This window comes from Dermabacter sp. (assembly GCF_032550575.1).
In the GTDB taxonomy this organism is placed as follows: Bacteria; Actinomycetota; Actinomycetes; order Actinomycetales; family Dermabacteraceae; genus Dermabacter; species Dermabacter hominis.
This window is the reverse complement of record NZ_JAWFZC010000008.1, coordinates 43,199-63,702: the sequence shown is the minus strand read 5'-3', so window position 1 is coordinate 63,702 and position 20,504 is coordinate 43,199. Positions and strand designations below refer to the sequence as shown.

The following is a 20,504-nucleotide window of genomic DNA, read 5'->3' as shown; positions in this document are numbered from 1 at the left end:
AAAACTGAGCCGCCCCCGGCCCGACAGCCAGCCAACAGCCCAGTTTCTTCATAAACCGGAACGGCAGCGCGTCAGTGCTGCGCCGCCGCCGAGTCCCCATCGCCTCCATCGCCGAGTTCGTGGGCCTTATCTTGGGCAGCACCCGCGACGTCAACGACCTTGTCGGTAACACCCTTGGCTTGCGGGAACTTCTCCTCGGCCTTCGCGGCGAGGTCAACAACGGCGTCCGCTGCAGCATCAACGCCTGCGGGAATCTTGTCTTTCGCCGTGTCCGCGAGGGACTGCGCGGCACCTTTAACCTTGTCGAGGGGGCTGCTGTCGTTCATTGGTGCTCCTTAGGAGAGGGGGCGCCCCGCGAGGGCGCCACTTTTTTAGCGTTCAATAATTTTACGAACACTTTGTGCGAGCAAACAGAGAGCACCAAAACTGCTGTTCGATAAACTCAAGCGCCGGATGTTTCCCAGCGAAAGGCGTTTCACGTGGCTATCTCGAACCTCACTGTCTCCCAGCCCGGCCCCACACCGGGGATCAGCAAAGGCGGCACGGAGTTCGATGTCGTGATCCTCGGCGCGGGCCTCAACTCACTCAATGTCTCGATTGCTTTTCACAAGGCCTACGGCATGCGTTCACTCACCGTGATGCGCACCCCTGTCGCGATGAACGAACGCACTGTCACAAGCGCTCACGTCGCTATCGGAGCTGGGGCAAGCGAGTGCGATCTCAAGGATGCGCTCGTTCAGCTTGCGAAAGACAAGCCCGTCAAGCGACCGACGCTCTTGCTCGCGAATGCCGATTCGTTCATTTCCTTCATCGACACGTACCGGGCCGAACTCGAGGAGCACTACCTTCTCGCGCAAATTGATTCCGCTTCCCTCGCGAAGCTGGCCGACAAGGCCCACTTCCAAGAAGCGTGCAACGAGCTCGACATTCCGACGATCCCCACGGCCGTCGTTGACTTCTCCCGGTACGGAAAGACCGATTTTGACGCGCCCGAGCAGCTTCCGTGGGCCTACCCGATCATCGGCAAACCCGCGAACACCGCCGATTATTCGCGCGTCAAGTTCCCCGGCAAGCGCAAAGTATTCGTGCTCAAGTCCCTGGCCGAATACAAGGAACTCGTGGCAAATCTCGGGGACGCTGGCTTCACAGGACGGTTCCTCTTCCAGGAGCTCATCGAGGGTGACGACACATCCGAATACTCCATCACCGGCTACCGCTCGCGCTCGGGCGAAGTGACGCTCACATGCGCTGCGCAGGTGCTGCTAGGCGAGCACACACCCGATGCGCTCGGCCGCCCCGCAGCGATGCTCACCGGTCCTCACCGGGCGATCGTCGCGCAGTTCGAAAAACTGCTCGACCACGTGGACTACGTCGGCTTCGCCAATGTTGATCTCAAGGTCGACCCGCGTAACGGAACGGCCTACTTCCTCGAGCTCAATCCGCGGCTCGGACGCAACAACCACTACGTCACCGCGGCAGGCGGCTCCTACCCCGAGCACATTGTCGCGGACCTCATCGACAACGCACCCCTTGAGCGTGTGCGCGCCGAGGAGCAGCACCTCTATTCGATCCTCCCCATGCGTCTCGTGAAGCACTACGTCACCGAACCCGAACTGCGCGCTCAGCTCGATTCCGCCGTTCGTGCCCACGGCGTGGACAACCCCTACCGCTACGCCCCGGAGGGTGCGTGGATGAAGGGCTTCGCTCTCGTTTCGGGTGTGCGCCAGGTGCAGAAGTTCCGGAAGTACTACCCGAAGGCTACGCGCACCGGGTTCTAACCGCGCGTGAACCTCGTGGACGGTCCGGGAAAGCCGCAGGGCTTCCCCGGACCGTTTCGTCTGAGCAAAGAATGAGGGACGGCCGTGAGGCAAGAATGAGGAACGCCCGTTGAGACCTAGTCTCGAGTGGGTGCGGCCTCGCTCTCACTGGGCTGATCGCTGAGCTCACCGTCATCCACGAGGTCGCCGAGGTTCACGACGTCGAGGCCTCCCGAGAGCGCGTACTCCTCTTCGGGACTCATAATGAGCCGGTGGCGGCCCCACAGCCAGAAGGTGATGAGCATGACCGCGTAGATCACGATGATCGCGATGATCGCGGGCAGGTAGTCAGGGTTGAGGAGGAAGCCCAGGAAGATGAGCGCGGAGATAAAGGCGGCGATGATCGCACCAAAGTTTCCCCACGGCGATTTATAGGGACGCTTCGCGTTCGGGAACCGCTTGCGCAGCACGAGGAACGACACCATTTGCATGAGGTAGGCGACGACGGCACCCCAGGCAGCGATGTTGAGGACAACCGCTCCGGCGATTCCGCCCTCACCACCGGCAAGATCGACGCCCACAAGGGCACAAAAACCGATGACGGCACCGGCGATAAGGGCAACCCACGGCGTCTGTGTGCGCCCCGTGAGCGAGAGGAACTTCGGGTAGTAGCCCGCTCGCGAGAGCGAATACATGTTGCGCCCGTAGGCGAACATGATGCCTTGAAGTGAGGCAAGCAGGCCCACGAGCGCGAAGAGTGCGAGGACGGCAGCGAGGCCGTCGCCGACGATCGCGCGGAAGCCGTCGAGGAGGGGTTCGCTTGCCCCGGCGGTCGTTTCCGCGCCGAGCACGCCGGTGTTCAGAACGAGCACGAGAAGACCGGTGACGACGAGCGTGAAGCGCGCCCACAGTGCCGCCTTGGGAATATCGCGTACGGGGTTGTGGGCCTCTTCGGCTGCGAGCGGCAGCTCTTCGATACCGAGGAAGAACCACATCGCAAAGGGCAGCGCGAACAGGATCGGGAGGAAACCGTGAGGCAAGAAGGCCGAACCGCCCGCGTCGGGAACGATGTTGAAGAGTGAATCCCATGAGAAAGCGCCGGAGAACAGCGCCATCGCACTAAAGACGAGCAGGATCATGATCGAAATGATCGACACCAGAATGGCGAACCTGAACGATACCGCTGCGCCCGAGGAGTTCAGCGCCACGAAGATCGTGTAAAGGATGAGCCACCACACGGGTTTTGGCAGGTCAACGCCAAGGAGTTGCGATACCACCGCGTCGGCGTAACCCGAGGAGAAGTAGACGATCACGGCGGTTGTCGCGACGTACTCGATCGTTTCGGCAAGGCCCGTCACGAAGCCTGCATAGGGCCCCATGGCCGCTCTCGCGAACGAGTACGCGCCTCCGGTGTGGGGCATGGCGGCGGCCATTTCGTTGATCGAGAAGATGAGGCCGTAGTACATGACGATGAGAATCGCGTAGGCGATGAGCATCCCGCCGAAGCCCGCGAAATCCACGCCGAAGTTCCAGCCGGAAAAGTTACCGGAAACGACCGCGCCGACCGCGAGGCCCCAGAGTCCGAAAATGCCGGCCGCGCGCTTGAGCTGACGTTTTTCAAAATATTCGGTATCCGCCGTTCGATAGGTGACGCCACCGACCTTGGTGACTTCCCCCGATTGCGTGGAGGGTGAGGCGGGTGATGCTGCCGTGCGTTGAGGAGATTGACGATCGTTTTGATCAGCCATTGCATACCTTCCGTAGTGACGAGACCACGTTGACTCGTGTGTGCTGCCCCACACTACTCGCCTAATGGTTGGATTTCCACGCTTTTGTAGAAATTCATTGGCATGAGTTGTAGACAATCGACCCGGAACACCCAGCACTTTGCCAGACTTTCGGGTTGCATAGCTCACATCGTGTGGTCTAATGGTTGCCAGACCGATGTTTAGTCAATGGCTTGCATCGCCACGTAAGGGCCCCGCCAGGCCACACCGAAGCACAATGAGGAGCTTCCATGTCAGGCAACGAAGGAATGCTGACGTTCTCAGAACTCACCAACCGCATCCACGCCGGCGATATCGACACCGTGATTCTCGGATTCACGGACATGCAAGGCCGACTCGTAGGCAAGCGCATCTCCGCTCGCCTCTTTCTCGACTCCGTCGCCGAACACGGAGCCGAGTGCTGCAACTACCTCCTCGCCGTCGACATCGACAACAACACTGTGGACGGCTACAAGATCTCCAGCTGGAAGAGCGGCTACGGCGACATGGTCATGAAGCCAGACTTGGCCACGCTGCGCCAGGTCCCGTGGATCGAGGGCTCCGCACAGGTCACCGCGGACCTCCTCACGACCTCGGGCGAGGAAGTCGGCCCCGCCCCGCGCAGCGTCCTCAAGAAGCAGCGCGCTCGCCTCGAGGAGCGCGGCTGGACATGCATGGGCGCGACGGAACTCGAATTCCTGATTTTCGACGACACCTACCGTGAAGCGTGGGCCAAGGGCTACAACGACCTCACCCCCGCAAGCGACTACAACACCGACTACGACATTCAGGCCTCCACTCGTCTCGAACCGCTTCTTCGCGACATCCGCAATTCCATGGACGCGGCCGGCATGTACTGCGAGGGCGTCAAAGGCGAATGCAACCCCGGCCAGCAAGAGATCGCTTTCCTTTACGACGACGTGCTTACCACGTGCGACAACCACAGCCTCTACCGCACGGGCGCCAAGGAGATCGCCGAAAGGCACGGCAAGTCCATCACCTTCATGGCGAAGTTCAACCAGCGCGAAGGCAACTCGTGCCACATTCACATGAGCCTGCGCGACAAGGACGACAACCCCGTGTTCGCCGATGAATCCCGCGAAGGCGGGCGCAGCGTCATCATGGATCAGTTCCTCGCGGGGCAGATCGCCGCTGCGCGCGAACTCGCCCTCATGTTCGCTCCCAACATCAACTCGTACAAGCGCTATCAGCCCGGCACATTCGCACCGACCACTCTCGCGTGGGGCCTCGACAACCGCTCGTGTGCCTTCCGAGTCGTGGGCCACGGCAAATCGCTGCGCTTCGAGAACCGCATTCCCGGCGGCGACGTCAATCAATATCTCGCGATGGCCGCGATGATCGCCGCGGGTCTCCACGGCATCGACAACGAGCTCTCCCTCGAGGAGGAGCTCGTGGGCAACGGCTACGAAAGTGACAAGCCGAGGGTGCCGACGACGCTCCGCGAAGCCGCCGACCTGTTCGAGAACTCCGAGATTGCCCATGCCGCCTTTGGCGAGGACGTCGTTGAGCACTACACGCGGGCTGCCCGGGTCGAACTCGAGGCGTTCGATGCCGCCGTCACGGATTGGGAGCGCGTGAGGGGCTTCGAACGTGGCTAGCGCACCCATCATCGGTATCTCGACATACCTCGAACCTGCCACGTGCGGGGTATGGGATACGCGCGCATCCTTCCTGCACGAGGCCTACCTTCAGGCGGTCCTCGATGCCGGAGGCGTGCCAGTCCTGTTGCCTCCGCAACCGTCGGAACATGAACGCGCTGCCCAGGTCCTCGCCCGCCTAGACGGGCTCATCCTCGCGGGCGGGGCCGACGTCAACCCGGCCCGGTATGGCGAGCAGCCGCACGAGAGGACCGGGGCGCCGCGCGATGATCGCGACGAGTGGGAAATCGCTCTATACGAGGCGGCACGCAGCACCGGGTTGCCCGTGCTCGCGATCTGTCGCGGCATGCAGATCGTCAACACCGTCCACTCGGGCACGCTAATCCAGCACCTGCCCGACGTCGTGGGCTCGGATCGATACCAGCCCGCCCCGGGCGTGTTCGGCTCGGTGGACATCGAGATCACCGAAGGCTCGACGCTCGCGAGCATCCTCGGCAGCAGCGCGCACGACATCCCCGTGTACCACCATCAGGCGGTCGCGAAGGTCGGCAGCGGTCTCACGGTCACCGCTCGCACGTCCGACGGCACCATCCAGGCCCTCGAGTCACCATCAGCCCGGGGCTTCTTCCTTGCCGTCCAATGGCATCCCGAACAACAAAGCGACGACCGCAGACTCTTCGAAGCCCTCGTCAATGCCACGCCCCACACCTCTAAGGAGCGCCCATGACTACGTTCGACATCATCAACCCCGCGACCGAGGAGTTCATTCGCAGCATCGAGCTCGTCGACGTCGAGGCAACTGACGACGCCATCGCCAAGGCCGTCGTTGCACAAAAGCGCTGGGCGGCCACCGCTCCAGCCTCGCGAGCACAGGTTCTACGGAGTTTTGCCCGCATCGTCGCCGAGCGCAACGAGGAGCTCGCCCAGATCGAGGTTGCCAATGCCGGCCACCCCATTGGGCAAGCCCGGTGGGAAGCGCAAAACGTTGCGAATGTCCTCGAGTACTACGCAGCAGCGCCCGAACGGCTCATCGGCGAGCAGATTCCCGTCGAGGGCGGCGTGAACGTGACGTTCCATGAGGCGGTAGGCGTCGTCGGCATCATCACCCCGTGGAACTTCCCCATGCCAATCGCCGCGTGGGGCTTCGCACCCGCGCTCGCGGCGGGCTGCGCCGTGGTTCTCAAGCCTGCCGAATGGACACCGCTCACGGCGATCCGCATTGCCGAGCTCGCCCTCGAGGCCGGCCTTCCCGACGACCTTCTCACGGTTCTTCCCGGCAAAGGGTCGGTCGTCGGCAACCGGTTCGTCACGCATCCCGACGTGCGAAAAGTCGTGTTCACCGGCTCAACGGCAACGGGAAAGACGATCATGCGTGGCTGCGCCGAACAGGTCAAGACCCTCACGCTCGAACTCGGCGGAAAGAACGCGAACATCGTGTTTGCCGATTCCGACCTCGAAAAGGCAGCCGCGGCAGCCCCCGCCGGGGTTTTCGACAACGCCGGGCAGGATTGCTGCTCGCGCTCACGGATCCTCGTCGAGAAATCCGTGTACGAGAAGTTCATGGAGCTCTTTGAACCCGCCGTCAAAGCGTTCCGGGTTGGTGACCCCGCGAAGGACGACACCGAAATGGGGCCGCTCGTGGCGAAAGCCCACCTCGACAAGGTCACCGGATACGTGGACGACGAATCGCTTGTCGCCTTTAGAGGGAGTGCACCGTCGGGCCCCGGCTTCTGGTTCCCGCCCACCGTGCTCACGCCCGAGCGCACGCACCGGACGGTGCATGAGGAGATTTTCGGCCCCGTCGTCACCGTGCTGCCATTCGAGGACGAGGCCGATGCACTCGCCCTCGCAAACGACACGGAATACGGGCTTTCGGGGTCGATCTGGACTCGCGACATCGGCCGCGCGCTTCGCGTGTCGCGTGGCGTCGAGGCGGGAAACCTCTCTGTCAACTCCCACTCATCGGTGCGGTATTCCACGCCGTTCGGCGGGTTCAAGCAGTCCGGTCTAGGCAGGGAACAGGGGCCCGACGCTCCCCTCGCCTTCACCGAAACCAAGAATGTCTTTTTCGCGCAGGACTAGCCATCATCCACCCCTTGTAGAAAGGTTTTGACATGTCAGAGACGACTATCGACAAGATTGATCTCACCCAACGCCTGAAGGGCAAGGTCGCCGTGATTACGGGCGGCAGCTCCGGTATTGGGCTTGCGACCGCGCGCCGATTCGCGGCCGAAGGCGCCACGGTCGTCATCGGCGATCTCGATGCGACAAACGGCGAGGCGGCTGCCAAGGAGGTCGGCGGCCTCTTCGTCGAAACGAACGTCACGAGCGAAGAGCAGGTCAACCACCTGTTCGACGAAGCAGCTCGCGTGTACGGCTCGGTCGATATTGCCTTCAACAACGCCGGGATTTCGCCCGCGGATGACGATTCGATTGAGACGACCGAGCTTCCCGCGTGGGAGAAGGTGCAGGACGTCAACCTGAAATCGGTCTACCTGTGCTCGCGCGCAGCGCTTCGCCACATGACGAAGCAGCAGTCCGGTTCGATCATCAACACGGCTAGCTTCGTGGCAGTGATGGGCTCGGCGACCTCGCAGATTTCCTACACGGCCTCCAAGGGTGGGGTGCTTGCGATGACGCGCGAGCTCGGCGTGCAGTTCGCCCGTCAAGGCATTCGCGTCAACGCCCTGTGCCCGGGGCCCGTCGCCACTCCCCTGCTTCAGGAGCTTTTCGCCAAGGACCCCGAGCGTGCTCAGCGCCGGCTCGTGCACGTTCCCGTTGGGCGATTCGGTGACGCAAAGGAGCTTGCGGCAGCCGTCGCGTTCCTGGCGAGTGACGACGCTTCCTTCATCACGGCGTCCACGTTCCTCGTCGACGGTGGCCTCAGCGCCGCCTACGTCACGCCGCTCTGAGCCGCGACGCTTGTGACAAGATGTTGAGCGATGACTGAGCTGCCTGATCCCGCCCCCGTGCTGAACTCCTGGGTTCTGTTGAAGCCAGGAGCGGCATCGAACGCTTTCGAGGGGACCGTGCACAGGCTTGTCCAATCGCTCAAACTTGGGCTCGTTGCTCCGGGGGAAAAGCTTCCTCCGGAGCGCGAGCTCGCATCGATGCTCGGGGTTTCGCGCGACACCGTTCGCGAGGCGATCTCGGCTCTCGTTGAGGCGGGTTACCTCGAAGCGAAACGGGGCCGTTACGGCGGGACGTTCGCAAAGAATCCGCTTCCCACCTCGAGCGCGCTTTCGGAAACCTCGAGCCGCGTCGCGTCCATCATCGACACTCTCGCCCTTCGGGCGGTTGTCGAGGTGGGGATCGTGCGCAGGCTCGCCCGCCAGGAGCTTTCACGCGAAAGCCGCGAACGGCTGTGGCGCGCCCACGAGGAATGCCAGGGTGCCGACCTGGCTGACTACCGCAAGTACGACACGCGCCTGCATCTACTCATGGGGGAACTCGTTGACGCTCCCTCCCTCGTTCCGGTTCTCGCCGATATCCGCATGCGGGTCAACGAGCTTCTTGACCAGATCCCTCTGCTCCAGCCCAATATTGAGCATTCGTGCGAGCAGCATCAAAGGATTGTCCAGGCCATTCTTCGCGGACGGCCGGATGTGGCCTCGGTCGAGATGGAGGAACATCTCGCGGGAACCGAGGCGCTTCTGCGAGGCTTCCTCGACTAGTCGCAGCTCACTCCCCCGCGGCGTTTTAGGGGATTGATCCGGGATTTCCGGCGTTCTCGCAGAAAACGAGTAACTTTCGGGACTTTTTACCCGTTTCGATCCCGGAGTTTTCCCCGAGGAGCTGCCGCTCTCACCGGGCTTTCCCACCCCAAGCTGGGAACCATTCCAGACTGCTTCGTTAGGTTCTTTCGTCGTTGCCGCACGCTGTTATGCGGCGGCTCAAACACCTAATGTTGCCTTCTGGAAAGGATCGTTCCGTGTCGTCTTTCGGCCGGGCCTGGCGCTACGTTTCACGTCAACGCGTCAAGTCGTTCATTATTTTGGGAATTTTCGCGGCGATGATGTCGGCGCTCATGGTGACCGGTTCGGTGACGCGCGCCGCCGATGCGGCGGGAGCGCAGGTTGATCGGCGCACGGGCGCGGGCTTCGTTCTGCAAAACAACCCGCAGTTCAATCAGGGAACACCCCGCGGCGCAGGCACCGTGAAGGGTGCGGATATCGAGAAGATCGCGAAGCTCAAGCGCGTCGAGAGCTACGTCGCGCGCCAGAACGTCACGGCGGACCTCGTGGGCGCGAACGTCAAGAAGCTCGACCACAACGAGTACGACGAGCAAAAGGAAAAGCAGTTCGGCAACGCCGCCAACGTGTGGGGCGTGAACGGCTCTGAGCTGGAAAACAGCTTCCGCGGTGGGGCTCTCACCCTCACGCAAGGCCGCCACCTGCGCAGTGGGGACTCGCACAAGGCCCTCATTCACGAGGATCTCGCGAAAGCAAATGGCCTCAAGGTGGGCGATGAGATCACCGTGAAGGGCAACCAATTCGATGTGGATAACCAGAACAAGTCCACGACCGAGGTCAAAACGGAAATCGTCGGCCTTTTTTCGGGCAATAACCCGAGGCCAGTTGCCCAGCGCAGCGAGCTTTTCGCTAATACGCTATTCACGGATCTTAACACGACTCGCGAGCTCTACGGATGGACGGCAAAGACCGAGATTTATCAGGACGCTAACTTCTTCGTGAAGAAGGGCGCCGAACTCAAGACGGTCGCGGAGGAAGCGAGCCATCTTGGGATCGACTGGCGCAACTATCAGCTTGCCCCGTCGACGCAGTATCTCGCGGGCATCACCGGTGCGGTTGATGGCGTTCGCTCGATCATGAACGGCGCGAAAATCGCAACGTTCGTCCTGGCCATCGCGCTTTTGAGCCTCATGCTGTTCCTCTGGCTCGGGGAACGCAAGAAGGAAACGGGTGTGCTCCTTTCGGTGGGCACCACCAAGGGTGGAATGCTGCGCCAGTACTGGATGGAGCTTGGGCTCATCGCCATTCCAGCGATTGGGATCTCGTATCTTGTGAGCACGTTTATCGCGCAATCTATTGGCTCTTCGGTGCTGGGAAGCGTCAATTCTTCTGCGAAGAATGGTTTTGCTCCCGGGCAGCAGGCCGGCGCCGATCTCGAATCGTCGAGCGCACTTAAGACTCTCGATTCATTGCACGTTAGCCTCGGCAATCAGGATGTTGCATACGTCGCGATCGCGGCGGCCGTCGTCATTATCGTGTGCGTGCTGCTCGCCGCACTCCCGATGCTTCGCACGGCCCCGAAGAAGCTTTTGGTGGCACTCAAATGAGAGGCCTTTCTTCGGTGCGCCTCGCCGTGCTTTCACTGCGCAGGCGCCCCGCACGCAGCATCATTCTTCTCCTGCTCATGACCTTGATTTTCACGGGGCTTGTGGCGCAATCAGGCGTGCGCGCCACGATGGGCGATATTAGTGGCGCGATCGATCGGAACGTTGGGGCTGGTTTCACGGCGCAGAATTCCGACGCCAGCCTCGCCCGCACCGATGCCGACGCTCTCGCGAAACTTCCCGGCGTAACCTCAAGTGCGTACGAGACAGATCTTCTCGTGAAACCAAAAGGTCACCGTCCCGTCACGGCGGCCGGAGCAGTGCAGCTTGACCCGGAGTTCGCGAATGAAATGACGGCGACGGCGACGACTAATTCGCAGTTGAATCCGCTGTTTCAAGGCAAGCTTTTCACGCTTGAGCAGGGCGAGCACCTCAAGTCTTCGTCGCACGGCGCCCTCGTTCACAAGGACTTTGCCGCGAAGAACCACCTGTCGGTGGGAAGCGCGCTCACGCTCGTGCGTGACGGCAAGCTCGTGCGACTCGTCGTGACCGGCATCTTTAGCGGTCGCGCTGAGAATCCGTCCGGCCTTCCTGCGGGCGCCGCCGAGAACCGTATTTTCGCCGCGGCCGAAGACATGTCGCCCCTGACCGACCCGGCGTCGATGACCCTCGCACGATACAGCACCGCGAGCGCTGAGGCGCTTCCCGCTGTCCTCGCGAAGGCGCATAAGGCCCGCCCTCACCTGAGCCTCGAGGATAATTCGGCGCAGTTTCGTACCGTCCTTGCCTCGATCGCCGGCGTAGAACGCCTTCTCACGTGGCTCGTTCTTGGACTGAGCGCAGTGAGCATTGCGGTGCTCGTGCTCGTGCTCGCCTTTTGGGCGCGCGGCCGCCTTCACGAGATCGGGATTCTGCTCTCCCTTGGCAGGTCGAAGGGGAGCATCCTTCGCCAGTTCCTCACGGAGATTTGCGCGCTCGTGGCCGTCGCGGCGGTGCTCGCACTCGGGCTGGGGCTCCTCGCGACGACTACCGTGAGCGAGGCTCTCCTGGCCCGCTCTCACGACCCGGTTCTCGAAGTCCTCTCCCCTTCCGCGAGTCCACTCGCGGCCCTGGCTGCGCTTGGCGTGGGCGCCCTCATCGTCGCCATCGCTGTCGCAGCGGTTCTTATTCCTGTTTTTCGGCGCAGCCCGAAGTCAATTCTCGCCTCTATGAGCTAGGAGCACATCATGAGCATTCTTCACCTCGATCACGTCAGCTACACCTACGAACAGTCTCGCGGCCGGGTTCTCGAGGACGTCTCGACAACCTTTGAGCTCGGGAAGCTCTACGCGATCGTCGGCGCATCCGGTGCGGGCAAATCCACTCTGTTGAGCCTCCTTGCGGGCCTTGAAGCGCCCACCGGTGGCACGGTGCGGTTCAACGGAACCGATATTGCACAGACGGGGTATTCGAAGCATCGCCGCGAGCAGATCTCTCTCGTGTTTCAGAACTACAACCTGATTGACTACCTCACTCCGCTCGAAAACCTTCGTCTCGTGGATAAGAAGGCAGGCGTCGAAAGCCTCGAAAATCTCGGTCTCACGAAGGACGAAGCGACCCGCAATGTGCTTCGCCTTTCGGGTGGGCAGCAGCAGCGCGTTGCGATCGCGCGTGCGCTCGTGTCGAAGGCGCCGGTGATTCTCGCGGACGAGCCGACGGGCAACCTCGACGAGGACACGGCAGAAGAGGTGATCGAGATTCTGCGGGGCGCGGCGAAAGCCGGTAAGTGCGTGATCGTTGTGACCCACTCGAGGCGGGTCGCGGAATGTGCCGACGTGCAGCTGCGACTAACGAAGCGGACCCTCGTCTAGAGCCGACCCTCTTCTCCATGCCCCAGGTGGCGCCGCCTTCCAACTCCCCCAGGTGGCGCCACCTTCTCGTTTCCCAAAAAGCCGTCATCTTCCAACTCCCCGAAAAGCCGTCACTCTTTATGAAGATTCGACGGCGCTCCCGGCCCGGCACAGCGCCGAAGCCCGATTTTCTTCATGATCTGAGACGGGAAGAGGCAGCATGAAGGGCCCGCCCCCGAAACACCGCCACCTCCTCGACTCCCCCAAAAGCCGTCACTCTTTATGAAGATTCGACGGCGCCCCCCCCCGGCCCGACACAGCACCAAACCCCACTTTTCTTCATGATCTGCGACGGGAAGAAGCAGCATGCACGATGTGAAATGGGGAAAGTGAGACGGGGAGGGAAAGTGAGACGGAGAGAGGCAGTATGAAGGGCCCGCGCCCCCGAAAAACCCTCACCTTGTCGATCCCCGAAAGGCCGTCGCTCTTTATGAAGATTCGACGACGCTCCCGGCCCGGCACAGCGCCAAGGCCCGCTTTCTTCATGATGTGGGACGGGGAGGGAAAGTGGGACGGAGAGAGTGGGACGGGGAAAGGGGGACGAGGAAAGGGGGACGAGGAATGCGGGACGAGGAAAGGGGGACGAGGAATGCGGGACGAGGAAAGCGGGACGGGAAGAAGCAGTATGAAGGGCCCGCGCCTCCCTGGAGAAGCGCGAGCCCTTTTCTGCAGCTGTGAGCGTTTAGCTGTTCTTGCGACGCCTTGTGAGTGCCGCACCGCCGGCCGCGAGCGCGCTCGCAGCAGCAACGGTCAGGCCAACGCTCGCGCCGGTGCGCGGGAGGCCGCTCAGCTGATCGTCGCCGCCTGCATCGGATGCGCCGGCGTCGGACGCCGCGGGAGCACTGCCACCGGCATCAGAGGCACCGGCACCCGCAGAACCGCCTTCAGCTCCGGTCCCATCGGCGTCACCGGCATCGCCAGCGGGGTTAGCTGGCTGGGCCGGGTTTTCGCTTGACGGCACCTGGCCCTCCGCATCGCCCTGGTCGCCGCCCGGCTGCTCGCCCACAACGAAGGTGAGACGCTGGGTTTTGGCGGTAGCCTCGCCGTCACCGGCACTGCGCTCGCCGGTACTCGCCTGCTTCGCGCGCGCCGTGACGTCGATCGTGTACGTCCCCGGCTTCGTGAAGGCCCACGCGGTGTGCATGTGGGTGCCGGGCGGAAGCGGGATGTCGGAAGCCTTCTCGCTCGTGGCGTACATCTTCTGGATCGTGCCGAGGTTCTCGGTGTACGCGAACCACTTACCGCCTTCGGGGGCGCTGACGGGCGTGAGCGTCATCGTTGCACCCTCAGGGTATTTGTCGCGATCGAGTTCTTCGCTCGAGAAGCCCGGCCACACGCGCCCCTGCTGCTGGGCCTGCGGGAGAACGTACAGTTCGGTGCCTTCGGGGCCGAGCACGTCGTAGCTCTTGTCGGCAAGGATGTTGCCGCCGCGCGTCGCCTTCGCGAGCTTCGTGACCTCGAGCGTCACCGAGTCGATTGTGCGAGTGACGGACTTCTTCGCGTGCTGGCGCGAGTCGTCGCCGAGGGCAACGGAGAAGTTTTCGTCGACGTCCATGACGCGCAGGTCAACGTGCCCGTTGTTGATGGTCACGGGGGTGTTGAGGAGGGAACCGTCGGCCCCTTCATCTCCGGCGCCCGGGTCCGACGCATCTCCGCCTTCCGGCGCGTCCGGGGTGCCCGTTGCTCCGTTCTCGGAGAACTGGGTCGAGATTTCCTTGCCCTTGGCGCTGACGGGGCCGAAGTCTGCGACTTCGGTGTTGCCGATGGCGGCACGCGGAAGCGGCTCGAGGGTCAGGCGGAGGTCATACGCGTCACCCATGCAAGCCTCATGGTCGATATCGAAGCTGCGGCGGCCGGGGCCGCTGACAACATCAACGTCGCACGTCGCGTACTGGGAGCCCTTTTCGTAGAACCCGCCCGAGACGTGATAGGTGAGGGAATCGTCGGCAGGTTTCGTGGAGAGCTTCATCAGGGTGTCGTTCTTGCCAGCCTTCGCGCTCACCGAAACGTCGCGTGAGCTGACCTTCACCTCCCCCTTGGGGAAGCCGGTTGCGACAGTGTCGGGGGTTTCCGTGGGAAAGTCGCCCGCGTCCTTCGTTGACGTGGCCGCTTGGCCAGTGCTCGAGGTGAGCGGCGCGCTGATCCAGCGAGCAGCGCCCTTCGTGGGCACGAACACGGCCTGGAAGGTCGACTTTTGCGAGCCGATCATCTCGCTCCACGTGGCCTTGCCGCCCTTCACGGGCACTTCGGCGAGGTGGTAGCCGTCGATGAAGAACACGACTGTGCCTTCAGCTTCGGCGTTGCCTGCATCGAAGGTGAGGTCGGTGAGGCGCTCGTCGCCGTCCTTCTTCTTGCCGGTGTGCGGGGCGATGGTGAAGGTCGGGGCAGATTCGCCGGTCACTCCAGCAGCCTTGTCGTAGGCCGTCTTGACGTCGCCGAGCTTTTCGTCGGCGGGGTTGGTGCCACCCACGCGCCACACGAGCGTGGTGGGCTTCGAGGAGGTGAAGGTGCCGTCGGACTTCCGGGCACTCGCCTCGTAGGTGACCTCGTACCGGCCAGGTTTCGTGAAGGTCGTGAAGTTGTGGGTGTGCGTGCCCGGGTCGAGCCACACGGCGCGCGAGTTGTGATCGTGCGAGGAGAACAGATGCGTGACCGGCAGGTTGCCGTAGCTCGAGTAGTTGAACATGTTCATCTCGCCGGGGCCGTTGAAGCCCGTCAGCTCGATGGTGAAGTTCTCGTCCTGGAACTCTTCGATGGGCACTGCCGTGTCGGCGCCGAACCCTGACCAGATCGGGGTGTTGCCCGGCCCGGGACTGTGAGGCGCCATGTAGAGGTGGTCGCCTTCCTTTCCGAGGAACGCGAGGCGCGGATCCTTCGTCACGTCAAAGATGTAGCTTTGCGTGCCGTCGTCCTGGTAGCCACGTCCAACCCAGTTGGTGGTCTTGTCCAGCGGGAGTGTTTTCCCGTTGGATTGGGAGTTGATCTGGAATGTCTTGGCGTCTTTGTCCCAAAAGACCTTGGGCGCGTCGATATGCGCGTTCGTCTGGACCGTACGGTCGTCGTCGGGCCCCGCAAAGGCGGGCGCGAGGGCGAGCGTGAAAGCCGCGAGCGTGGCGCAGGTGGAGCGGAGAATCCGCATGAACCCCTCCTCGAATGGTAACTGTTCTCATTTACAGTACAGCTACCGGCGCCCCGCCGCCACCCTGCCCCCCCTTCTCGAGTAGAGAAAACTTCCTAGGCGCCACTGAAACAGAGGGGTCTCACGCCGTTATTTCCACCTTCATTCGGGACCTGCGGCGCGGGTCCGAGCACTACACTGGAAGTACTACCGCAACCTCCAGGGGGACCAATGCTCTGGCGCCTCTTGCGCGCCGATCTCCGGCGCAACCGTGTAGTTTCGCTCGTGCTCTTTGCGATCGTTGCCGTCGCTTCCCTCCTCGCGTGCACAAGCGCCGTTCTTCTCTCCCGCACTGCCGTTGCCCTCGAGAGCTTCTGGGCCGATTCCCGCCCTCCCGACATCGTTCAAATGCACGCCGGTCCCCTCAATCCTCACGACATCACCGCGTGGGCGCGCACCCAATCGGGCATCGCCGACACCGACGTCATGGAAACCCTTCCGGTTCCCACAGCACGCCTCACGATCGCGGGCGAGAACCAGGCCAATTCCGTACTCGAGCCCGCCCTCGTCACCTCCCCCGAGCGCTTCGACCTGCTCCTCGACGAACACGGCAACCGCGTGGCCCCCTCCCCCGGCGACGTGTGGCTTCCCGTGTACTACGAGGCGGAGAATCTCGCGAAAAAGGGAGACACGGTCACGCTTGAGCTCGGGGGCACACAACAAGTTCTGACGGTTGCCGGGTTTGCACGCGATGCCCAAATGAACCCATCGATGGTCACCTCGAAGCGCCTGGTCGTCAACGAAAGCGACTTCGAGGCCGCCCGCGCACACCTCGAGCCCGAATACCTCATCGAATTCCAGCTCAAGGAAGGCGCGAGCCTCCAGGAGGTCAAAGACGCCTACATCCACGCGGGACTTCCCGCACAAGGCGTCATGGTTGATTCCACGATCTTCGCGCTCATGAATGCGCTCAGCGCACTGCTCCTCGCGATCGTCGCCACCCTCATCGCGGGGCTGCTGATCGTGATTGCCCTCCTCGCCCTGCGCTTCGCTTTCCTCGCGGCCTTCCACACCGATATGGCGGAGATCGCGACGCTCAAAGCAATCGGCGCACCGATCGGAAAACTCAAGGGTCTTTTCATTCTCAAGTACGCGGCTCTCACCGCGGCGGGTGCGCTCGCGGGCCTTCTCATTTCGTTCCCGCTTGGAACCCTCGCAAGCCGGGGCGTGCTCATGTACATCGGTAAACCTCACTTCCACGTGGCGCTCGTGGCGGCCCCGGTAGGCGTAGCAACCTTGGGAACCCTCGCGATCGTGGCTTCATGCTGGCTGCTCATGCGTCGCATCGCCACAATGTCGGCCGCAGAAGCGCTGCGCACGGGAAACACGCGCCGGCGAGTTCGACACGCGCCGCGGTGGCAGCTTGCCCGCACACGCCTCACAGTTCCCGATTTTCTTGGCGTACGCGGCGCGCTCAATCCTCAAAATCTGCTGCTCATCGCCGTGATCGCCCTCAGCGCTTTCGCGATCATCGTGCCCGCAAACATTGCCGCGACCTTCGCGAACCCGCAGTTCGCCACCTATCTCGGCGTGGGCTCTGCGGACTTGCGGATCGATGTGCGTGAGAACGCCGAATCTCCCGCATCCCTCCTCTCGCGCCTCGCAACCGATCCCGCGGTCACCGAGACCGCGCATCTCACCACGGGCCGCTTCGAGGCCCAAAACCCCGAAGGCGAGTGGGAAAGCGTGCTCGTTGAGGTAGGTGACCACGCGGCCTTTCCGCTCACCTATCAGGAGGGCGCCGCGCCCGCGAGCGCATCGGAGATCTCTCTTTCCGTGAACGAAGCGAAGGCGCTCGACGCGAGCGTGGGCGAAACGGTCACGCTTCGCGGCGAGGGTGAGGTCCGACGGCTGCGGATCTCCGGGGTGTACCAAGACATCACGAATGGCGGCATGACCGCAAAGGCGGCATTTGCTGCCCCCACCAGGCCCCTCGCGGAGCTCGTGTACGTGCGCCTCGCCCCCGGTGAGGATGCCAACGCCGTTGCCGCGAGGCTCTCGCACGAGTTCCCCGGGGCACGGGTCACGCACATGGCGGATTACGCCTCGCAAACGATGGGCGGCGCGATCGCACAGCTGCGCACCGTTACGTGGATCGCGGCGGCGATCGCTCTTGGGCAAACATTCCTCATCGTGGCCCTTTTCGTGGTGCTTCTCATCGCGCGCAGCGGGCGTGAACTCGCGTCGCTCAAGGCTCTGGGGATGAGAAACACTGCCCTCACGCGCGTGCACATGGTGCAGCTGGCGAGCGTCGGAATTGTGGGCGTTGCCGCGGGCGTGGCCCTCGCCTCTCTCGCCACCCAGCCCCTGTTCCGGCTAGTCATGGGGCAGATGGGTGCCCCAGGAATCTCCCTCATGCCCAATCCGTGGGTTGCGTGGATGCTCGTTCCAGCGGCAGTTTTCGCGTGCGTGCTGCTCGCGACTCGCACGTCCACCCTTCGCCTTCACACCCTCACCCTTCGCGACTAGGAGGATCTCATGCTGAGCGCGTCAGGAATCATCAAGGATTACAGCCAACGCGTGCTGCACGGCATTGATCTCGACGTTGCCGCCGGGGAGTTCGTGGTGATCATGGGCCCCTCGGGCTCGGGGAAAACCACCCTTCTCCACATGCTTTCGGGAATGGACCGGCCCACGGCAGGCACGGTCACGCTCGGCGGGCGGGAACTCACGGGGCTTGGTGAGCGGGAGCTTGCCGACGTTCGCTTGCGCCACATCGGCTTCGTTTTTCAAGAACCGCATCTTCTGCAGAGTCTCGACCTGCGCGACAACATCGTGCTGCCCGGGCTCCTCGCGGGTGAGCGGCCGCGCGGTGAAATCGTGGCGCGTGCCGAAGAACTCATGACCGACATCGGGATCGCGTCGATCGCCGATCATCTGCCCGGGCAGGCTTCCGGCGGGCAATTGCAGCGGGCGGGGATTTGCCGCGCACTCATTAACGGCGCGAGCGTGGTGTTTGGTGATGAGCCCACGGGCGCGCTCAATCAGGCAATGAGTCAGCAGATTCTCGATGTGCTTTCGCGCCTCAATGACGCCGGCACAACGCTCATTCTCGTGACGCATGATCCGCAGGTCGCAGCGCGTGCGAGCCGCCTCGTGATGCTCGTGGATGGTCGCCTCACGGATGATCTGAAGCTCGGCGCGTATAGCGCTCGCGAGCACGAGGAGCGCATGAGCCGCGTGCGCGAGGTGATGGCGGCGCGGGGCATCTAGGCGCTGCTGCCCCGGTCTTGGGTTTTAGGCGCGCGAGGCCTTGCGCTTCCGCCTCTTTTCGCGGTCCTTCTTGCGGCGCTCCACGACCCAGCGGGGCGCAAACGGCCACGGCAGCGGCACACCGACGCCGCCGAGAATGCCAATGGGGATCATGAATACGGTGATGATCCCGAGGATCCGCAGCGGCTCAGCCACGAATGCGCCTCCCGGAGCTCCCAGCTCCTCGTGGAGAATGAGCAACGCCCCGACGCTGAAAACCGGCGTGCAATAGGGCAGGATCCACAGGTTCGGAATCTCGCGGTAGTCGTCGTACCACTCGGCGTTTTCCTGGTAGCGCACATGAAACATGTAGAACGCAAAGATCGCCGTGGTGACAACGAAGATGAGGGTCCACAGAAGAATCTTCATGCGTCCATCCCCCTCTCACGCCACCGCCGAGCGGCGGTACTCCTCACCACGCGGAGATCTGCTGCTGGGAGGGGAGCTGATGGGCGGCCATCATATACAGCACCCACGCATCGGTTGGCTGAAGGTAGTGGGAGCTACCGAAGATCTTGCGCGGCTCGGAGTAGAAGGACAGGTAGCCGTGCGGGGTCGAGACCCACGCGGTCGCGATCGGCTTCGGGCCATTCTCGGTCTGCTTCTCCGAGGCCACAACGACCTGCTCGTAGAGGCCCTGGGTTACGTCGCCGGCCACGCCCGGTGAGACCTCGCGCACGGCCGCGGCGGCATCCTGCTGGGCCTTATGGAGCTTGTCTTCCTCCCCGGGCTCGAGAACGAGGTTCTCCCACGTTTCCGCGTCGATCTTCACCGAGTCATTCGACGTGAAGTCTTTGTCGGCGACGGGCGTGAGATCCGAGAGATCAAACAGCACGGCATACCTGCTCGAGAGCTGATGCGACTTGAGCACGAAACTCGGCGCAGCAGAGACCTCGCCCGTCAAAACGGTCTGGGCGCTCACGCAGCCGTCCGGCCCGAGCCACAGGAAGCGGTTGTCTTCCGCTCCGTTGCCGGCAACCGACGTGATCGTAAGCTGGTAGCGATAGTCCTTGAGGGTGCGCCAGATGCCCTCGGTGCCGTCGGCAACGCGACCATCACTTGCCACGACCTGATCGTTCACGTCAACGACTCGAAGGCCCTCGTTGGGAATTCCCTTTTCGAGCAGCATCATGAAGCTCTCGAAGCCGAGTTCCACCGCTGTGCCGTCGCTGCCCGTGTTGATCTGCTCAGTCACTGTGCCGACTCCTTCCACAGCAGGCTGTGCCCCATGTTCAAGATCAGCTGCGCTCTCTCGCCCAGCAGCTCGGTGGGGTACGTGATGGTGAGGTCAACGTGGACGCCGTTGTGCACCGCGGTCCACTGGAACATCACCAGCGGGATGCCGTCGGGGTTGGTGTACGTCGCAATGCGTTGCAGCCCCGGCACGCCCTGAACGCCGACGGTGTCCGCATCAAGATGCATGAGCCGGTATTCGTCGAGCGTATCCGCGTAGGAATCCTCGACCTCGTCCTGGATCGCCGCGAGCCCTTCCAGGGTCTCGATGCCCGCCTCGGCCTTCCTCTGGATGAGCACGATGTTCGGGCGGAACTGCTCGTTCCAGATTTCATCCGAAAGGTAAATGAAGACGCCTCGGTCAGCTCCCGACGTGTCTTCTTCCCACCCGCGAGGTGCGAACACATCGACGACCATGTCCGGGTGCGTATAGGTCGTCATCTCTGCGGGTACTGCCTTACCCGAATCGGGCATTGCCTCTCCTCACATCCTCGTTTTCGACTTACGCGAACTA

General features: G+C 62.8%; 17 protein-coding genes. 11 read left to right on the top strand and 6 right to left on the bottom strand.

The features are described from left to right. Positions 1–71: 71 nt before the first annotated feature. On the bottom strand, positions 72–326 hold the full coding sequence (locus tag E6X30_RS09105) for a hypothetical protein (RefSeq protein WP_259874875.1): 255 nt from the start codon (positions 324–326) through the stop codon (positions 72–74). Between the two features lie 153 nt (positions 327–479). On the opposite strand from E6X30_RS09105, the gene E6X30_RS09100 reads away from it, so the two are divergent. Next, positions 480–1,778 carry a carboxylate--amine ligase gene (locus E6X30_RS09100; RefSeq protein WP_316336075.1) on the top strand — a complete coding sequence of 433 codons (1,299 nt, stop codon included), beginning with the start codon at positions 480–482 and terminating at the stop codon, positions 1,776–1,778. A 116-nt stretch (positions 1,779–1,894) separates the two neighbouring features. Here E6X30_RS09100 and E6X30_RS09095 read toward each other — a convergent pair whose 3' ends face one another. Beyond that, entirely contained in the window at positions 1,895–3,505 is a 1,611-nt protein-coding gene (locus E6X30_RS09095; protein WP_316336074.1) for an amino acid permease, read from the bottom strand. A 269-nt stretch (positions 3,506–3,774) separates the two neighbouring features. On the opposite strand from E6X30_RS09095, the gene E6X30_RS09090 reads away from it, so the two are divergent. The 8 genes from E6X30_RS09090 to E6X30_RS09055 all read left to right on the top strand — a co-directional run bounded on the left by E6X30_RS09090 (position 3,775) and on the right by E6X30_RS09055 (position 12,288). After that, positions 3,775–5,142 carry a glutamine synthetase family protein gene (locus E6X30_RS09090; RefSeq protein ID WP_070457733.1) on the top strand — a complete coding sequence of 456 codons (1,368 nt, stop codon included), beginning with the start codon at positions 3,775–3,777 and terminating at the stop codon, positions 5,140–5,142. Continuing rightward, on the top strand, positions 5,135–5,869 hold the full coding sequence (locus tag E6X30_RS09085) for a gamma-glutamyl-gamma-aminobutyrate hydrolase family protein (protein ID WP_070457731.1): 735 nt from the start codon (positions 5,135–5,137) through the stop codon (positions 5,867–5,869). The genes E6X30_RS09090 and E6X30_RS09085 overlap by 8 nt, the downstream gene beginning before the upstream one ends. Further along, on the top strand, positions 5,866–7,224 hold the full coding sequence (locus tag E6X30_RS09080; protein ID WP_316336073.1) for an aldehyde dehydrogenase family protein: 1,359 nt from the start codon (positions 5,866–5,868) through the stop codon (positions 7,222–7,224). The genes E6X30_RS09085 and E6X30_RS09080 overlap by 4 nt, the downstream gene beginning before the upstream one ends. Positions 7,225–7,256: 32 nt before the next feature. Then, the gene (locus tag E6X30_RS09075; protein ID WP_034371421.1) at positions 7,257–8,054 is read left to right on the top strand and encodes a 3-oxoacyl-ACP reductase; all 798 of its coding nucleotides are present in this window, start codon (positions 7,257–7,259) and stop codon (positions 8,052–8,054) included. A gap of 30 nt (positions 8,055–8,084) precedes the next feature. Then, complete coding sequence (locus E6X30_RS09070) at positions 8,085–8,816, top strand: FadR/GntR family transcriptional regulator (protein ID WP_016663592.1); 732 nt, start codon at positions 8,085–8,087, stop codon at positions 8,814–8,816. A gap of 257 nt (positions 8,817–9,073) precedes the next feature. Next, positions 9,074–10,441 (top strand): FtsX-like permease family protein, encoded by a 1,368-nt coding sequence (locus E6X30_RS09065; RefSeq protein ID WP_316336072.1) that lies wholly within the window; start codon positions 9,074–9,076, stop codon positions 10,439–10,441. Next, positions 10,438–11,655, top strand: coding sequence for an ABC transporter permease (locus tag E6X30_RS09060; RefSeq protein ID WP_083286179.1), 1,218 nt, complete (start codon positions 10,438–10,440; stop codon positions 11,653–11,655). Before E6X30_RS09065 ends, E6X30_RS09060 begins: the two co-directional genes overlap by 4 nt. Positions 11,656–11,664: 9 nt before the next feature. Next, a complete protein-coding gene (locus tag E6X30_RS09055) occupies positions 11,665–12,288 on the top strand; it encodes an ABC transporter ATP-binding protein (protein WP_070457725.1) in 624 nt (207 codons plus the stop codon). A 721-nt stretch (positions 12,289–13,009) separates the two neighbouring features. Here the strand turns inward: E6X30_RS09055 and E6X30_RS09050 are convergent. Then, positions 13,010–15,466: a choice-of-anchor M domain-containing protein gene (locus E6X30_RS09050; protein ID WP_316336071.1), complete on the bottom strand. Its 2,457-nt coding sequence runs from the start codon at positions 15,464–15,466 to the stop codon at positions 13,010–13,012. A 210-nt stretch (positions 15,467–15,676) separates the two neighbouring features. On the opposite strand from E6X30_RS09050, the gene E6X30_RS09045 reads away from it, so the two are divergent. Both E6X30_RS09045 and E6X30_RS09040 read left to right on the top strand, forming a co-directional pair. Beyond that, a complete protein-coding gene (locus E6X30_RS09045) occupies positions 15,677–17,974 on the top strand; it encodes an ABC transporter permease (RefSeq protein WP_316336070.1) in 2,298 nt (765 codons plus the stop codon). 9 nt (positions 17,975–17,983) lie between these two features. Next, on the top strand, positions 17,984–18,718 hold the full coding sequence (locus tag E6X30_RS09040; RefSeq protein ID WP_096882289.1) for an ABC transporter ATP-binding protein: 735 nt from the start codon (positions 17,984–17,986) through the stop codon (positions 18,716–18,718). A gap of 24 nt (positions 18,719–18,742) precedes the next feature. Here the strand turns inward: E6X30_RS09040 and E6X30_RS09035 are convergent, their stop codons facing one another. Genes E6X30_RS09035 through E6X30_RS09025 form a run of 3 tightly spaced genes read right to left on the bottom strand, consistent with a single transcriptional unit; the run spans position 18,743 to position 20,464 of the window. Continuing rightward, positions 18,743–19,126: a hypothetical protein gene (locus E6X30_RS09035; protein ID WP_096882290.1), complete on the bottom strand. Its 384-nt coding sequence runs from the start codon at positions 19,124–19,126 to the stop codon at positions 18,743–18,745. A gap of 43 nt (positions 19,127–19,169) precedes the next feature. Beyond that, complete coding sequence (locus E6X30_RS09030) at positions 19,170–19,952, bottom strand: hypothetical protein (RefSeq protein WP_316336069.1); 783 nt, start codon at positions 19,950–19,952, stop codon at positions 19,170–19,172. Beyond that, positions 19,949–20,464: a hypothetical protein gene (locus E6X30_RS09025; protein WP_316336068.1), complete on the bottom strand. Its 516-nt coding sequence runs from the start codon at positions 20,462–20,464 to the stop codon at positions 19,949–19,951. The genes E6X30_RS09030 and E6X30_RS09025 overlap by 4 nt, the downstream gene beginning before the upstream one ends. Between the last annotated feature and the right edge of the window lie 40 nt (positions 20,465–20,504).

Bases quoted from the DNA above. Each gene is read 5' to 3' on its own strand.
- E6X30_RS09070 (WP_016663592.1), top strand. From the start codon at position 8,085: ATGACTGAGCTGCCTGATCCCGCCCCCGTGCTGAACTCCTGGGTTCTG.
- E6X30_RS09095 (WP_316336074.1), bottom strand. From the start codon at position 3,505: ATGGCTGATCAAAACGATCGTCAATCTCCTCAACGCACGGCAGCATCA.
- E6X30_RS09090 (WP_070457733.1), top strand. From the start codon at position 3,775: ATGTCAGGCAACGAAGGAATGCTGACGTTCTCAGAACTCACCAACCGC.
- E6X30_RS09075 (WP_034371421.1), top strand. From the start codon at position 7,257: ATGTCAGAGACGACTATCGACAAGATTGATCTCACCCAACGCCTGAAG.
- E6X30_RS09025 (WP_316336068.1), bottom strand. From the start codon at position 20,464: ATGCCCGATTCGGGTAAGGCAGTACCCGCAGAGATGACGACCTATACG.
- E6X30_RS09080 (WP_316336073.1), top strand. From the start codon at position 5,866: ATGACTACGTTCGACATCATCAACCCCGCGACCGAGGAGTTCATTCGC.
- E6X30_RS09045 (WP_316336070.1), top strand. From the start codon at position 15,677: ATGCTCTGGCGCCTCTTGCGCGCCGATCTCCGGCGCAACCGTGTAGTT.
- E6X30_RS09105 (WP_259874875.1), bottom strand. From the start codon at position 326: ATGAACGACAGCAGCCCCCTCGACAAGGTTAAAGGTGCCGCGCAGTCC.
- E6X30_RS09040 (WP_096882289.1), top strand. From the start codon at position 17,984: ATGCTGAGCGCGTCAGGAATCATCAAGGATTACAGCCAACGCGTGCTG.
- E6X30_RS09035 (WP_096882290.1), bottom strand. From the start codon at position 19,126: ATGAAGATTCTTCTGTGGACCCTCATCTTCGTTGTCACCACGGCGATC.
- E6X30_RS09055 (WP_070457725.1), top strand. From the start codon at position 11,665: ATGAGCATTCTTCACCTCGATCACGTCAGCTACACCTACGAACAGTCT.
- E6X30_RS09050 (WP_316336071.1), bottom strand. From the start codon at position 15,466: ATGCGGATTCTCCGCTCCACCTGCGCCACGCTCGCGGCTTTCACGCTC.
- E6X30_RS09060 (WP_083286179.1), top strand. From the start codon at position 10,438: ATGAGAGGCCTTTCTTCGGTGCGCCTCGCCGTGCTTTCACTGCGCAGG.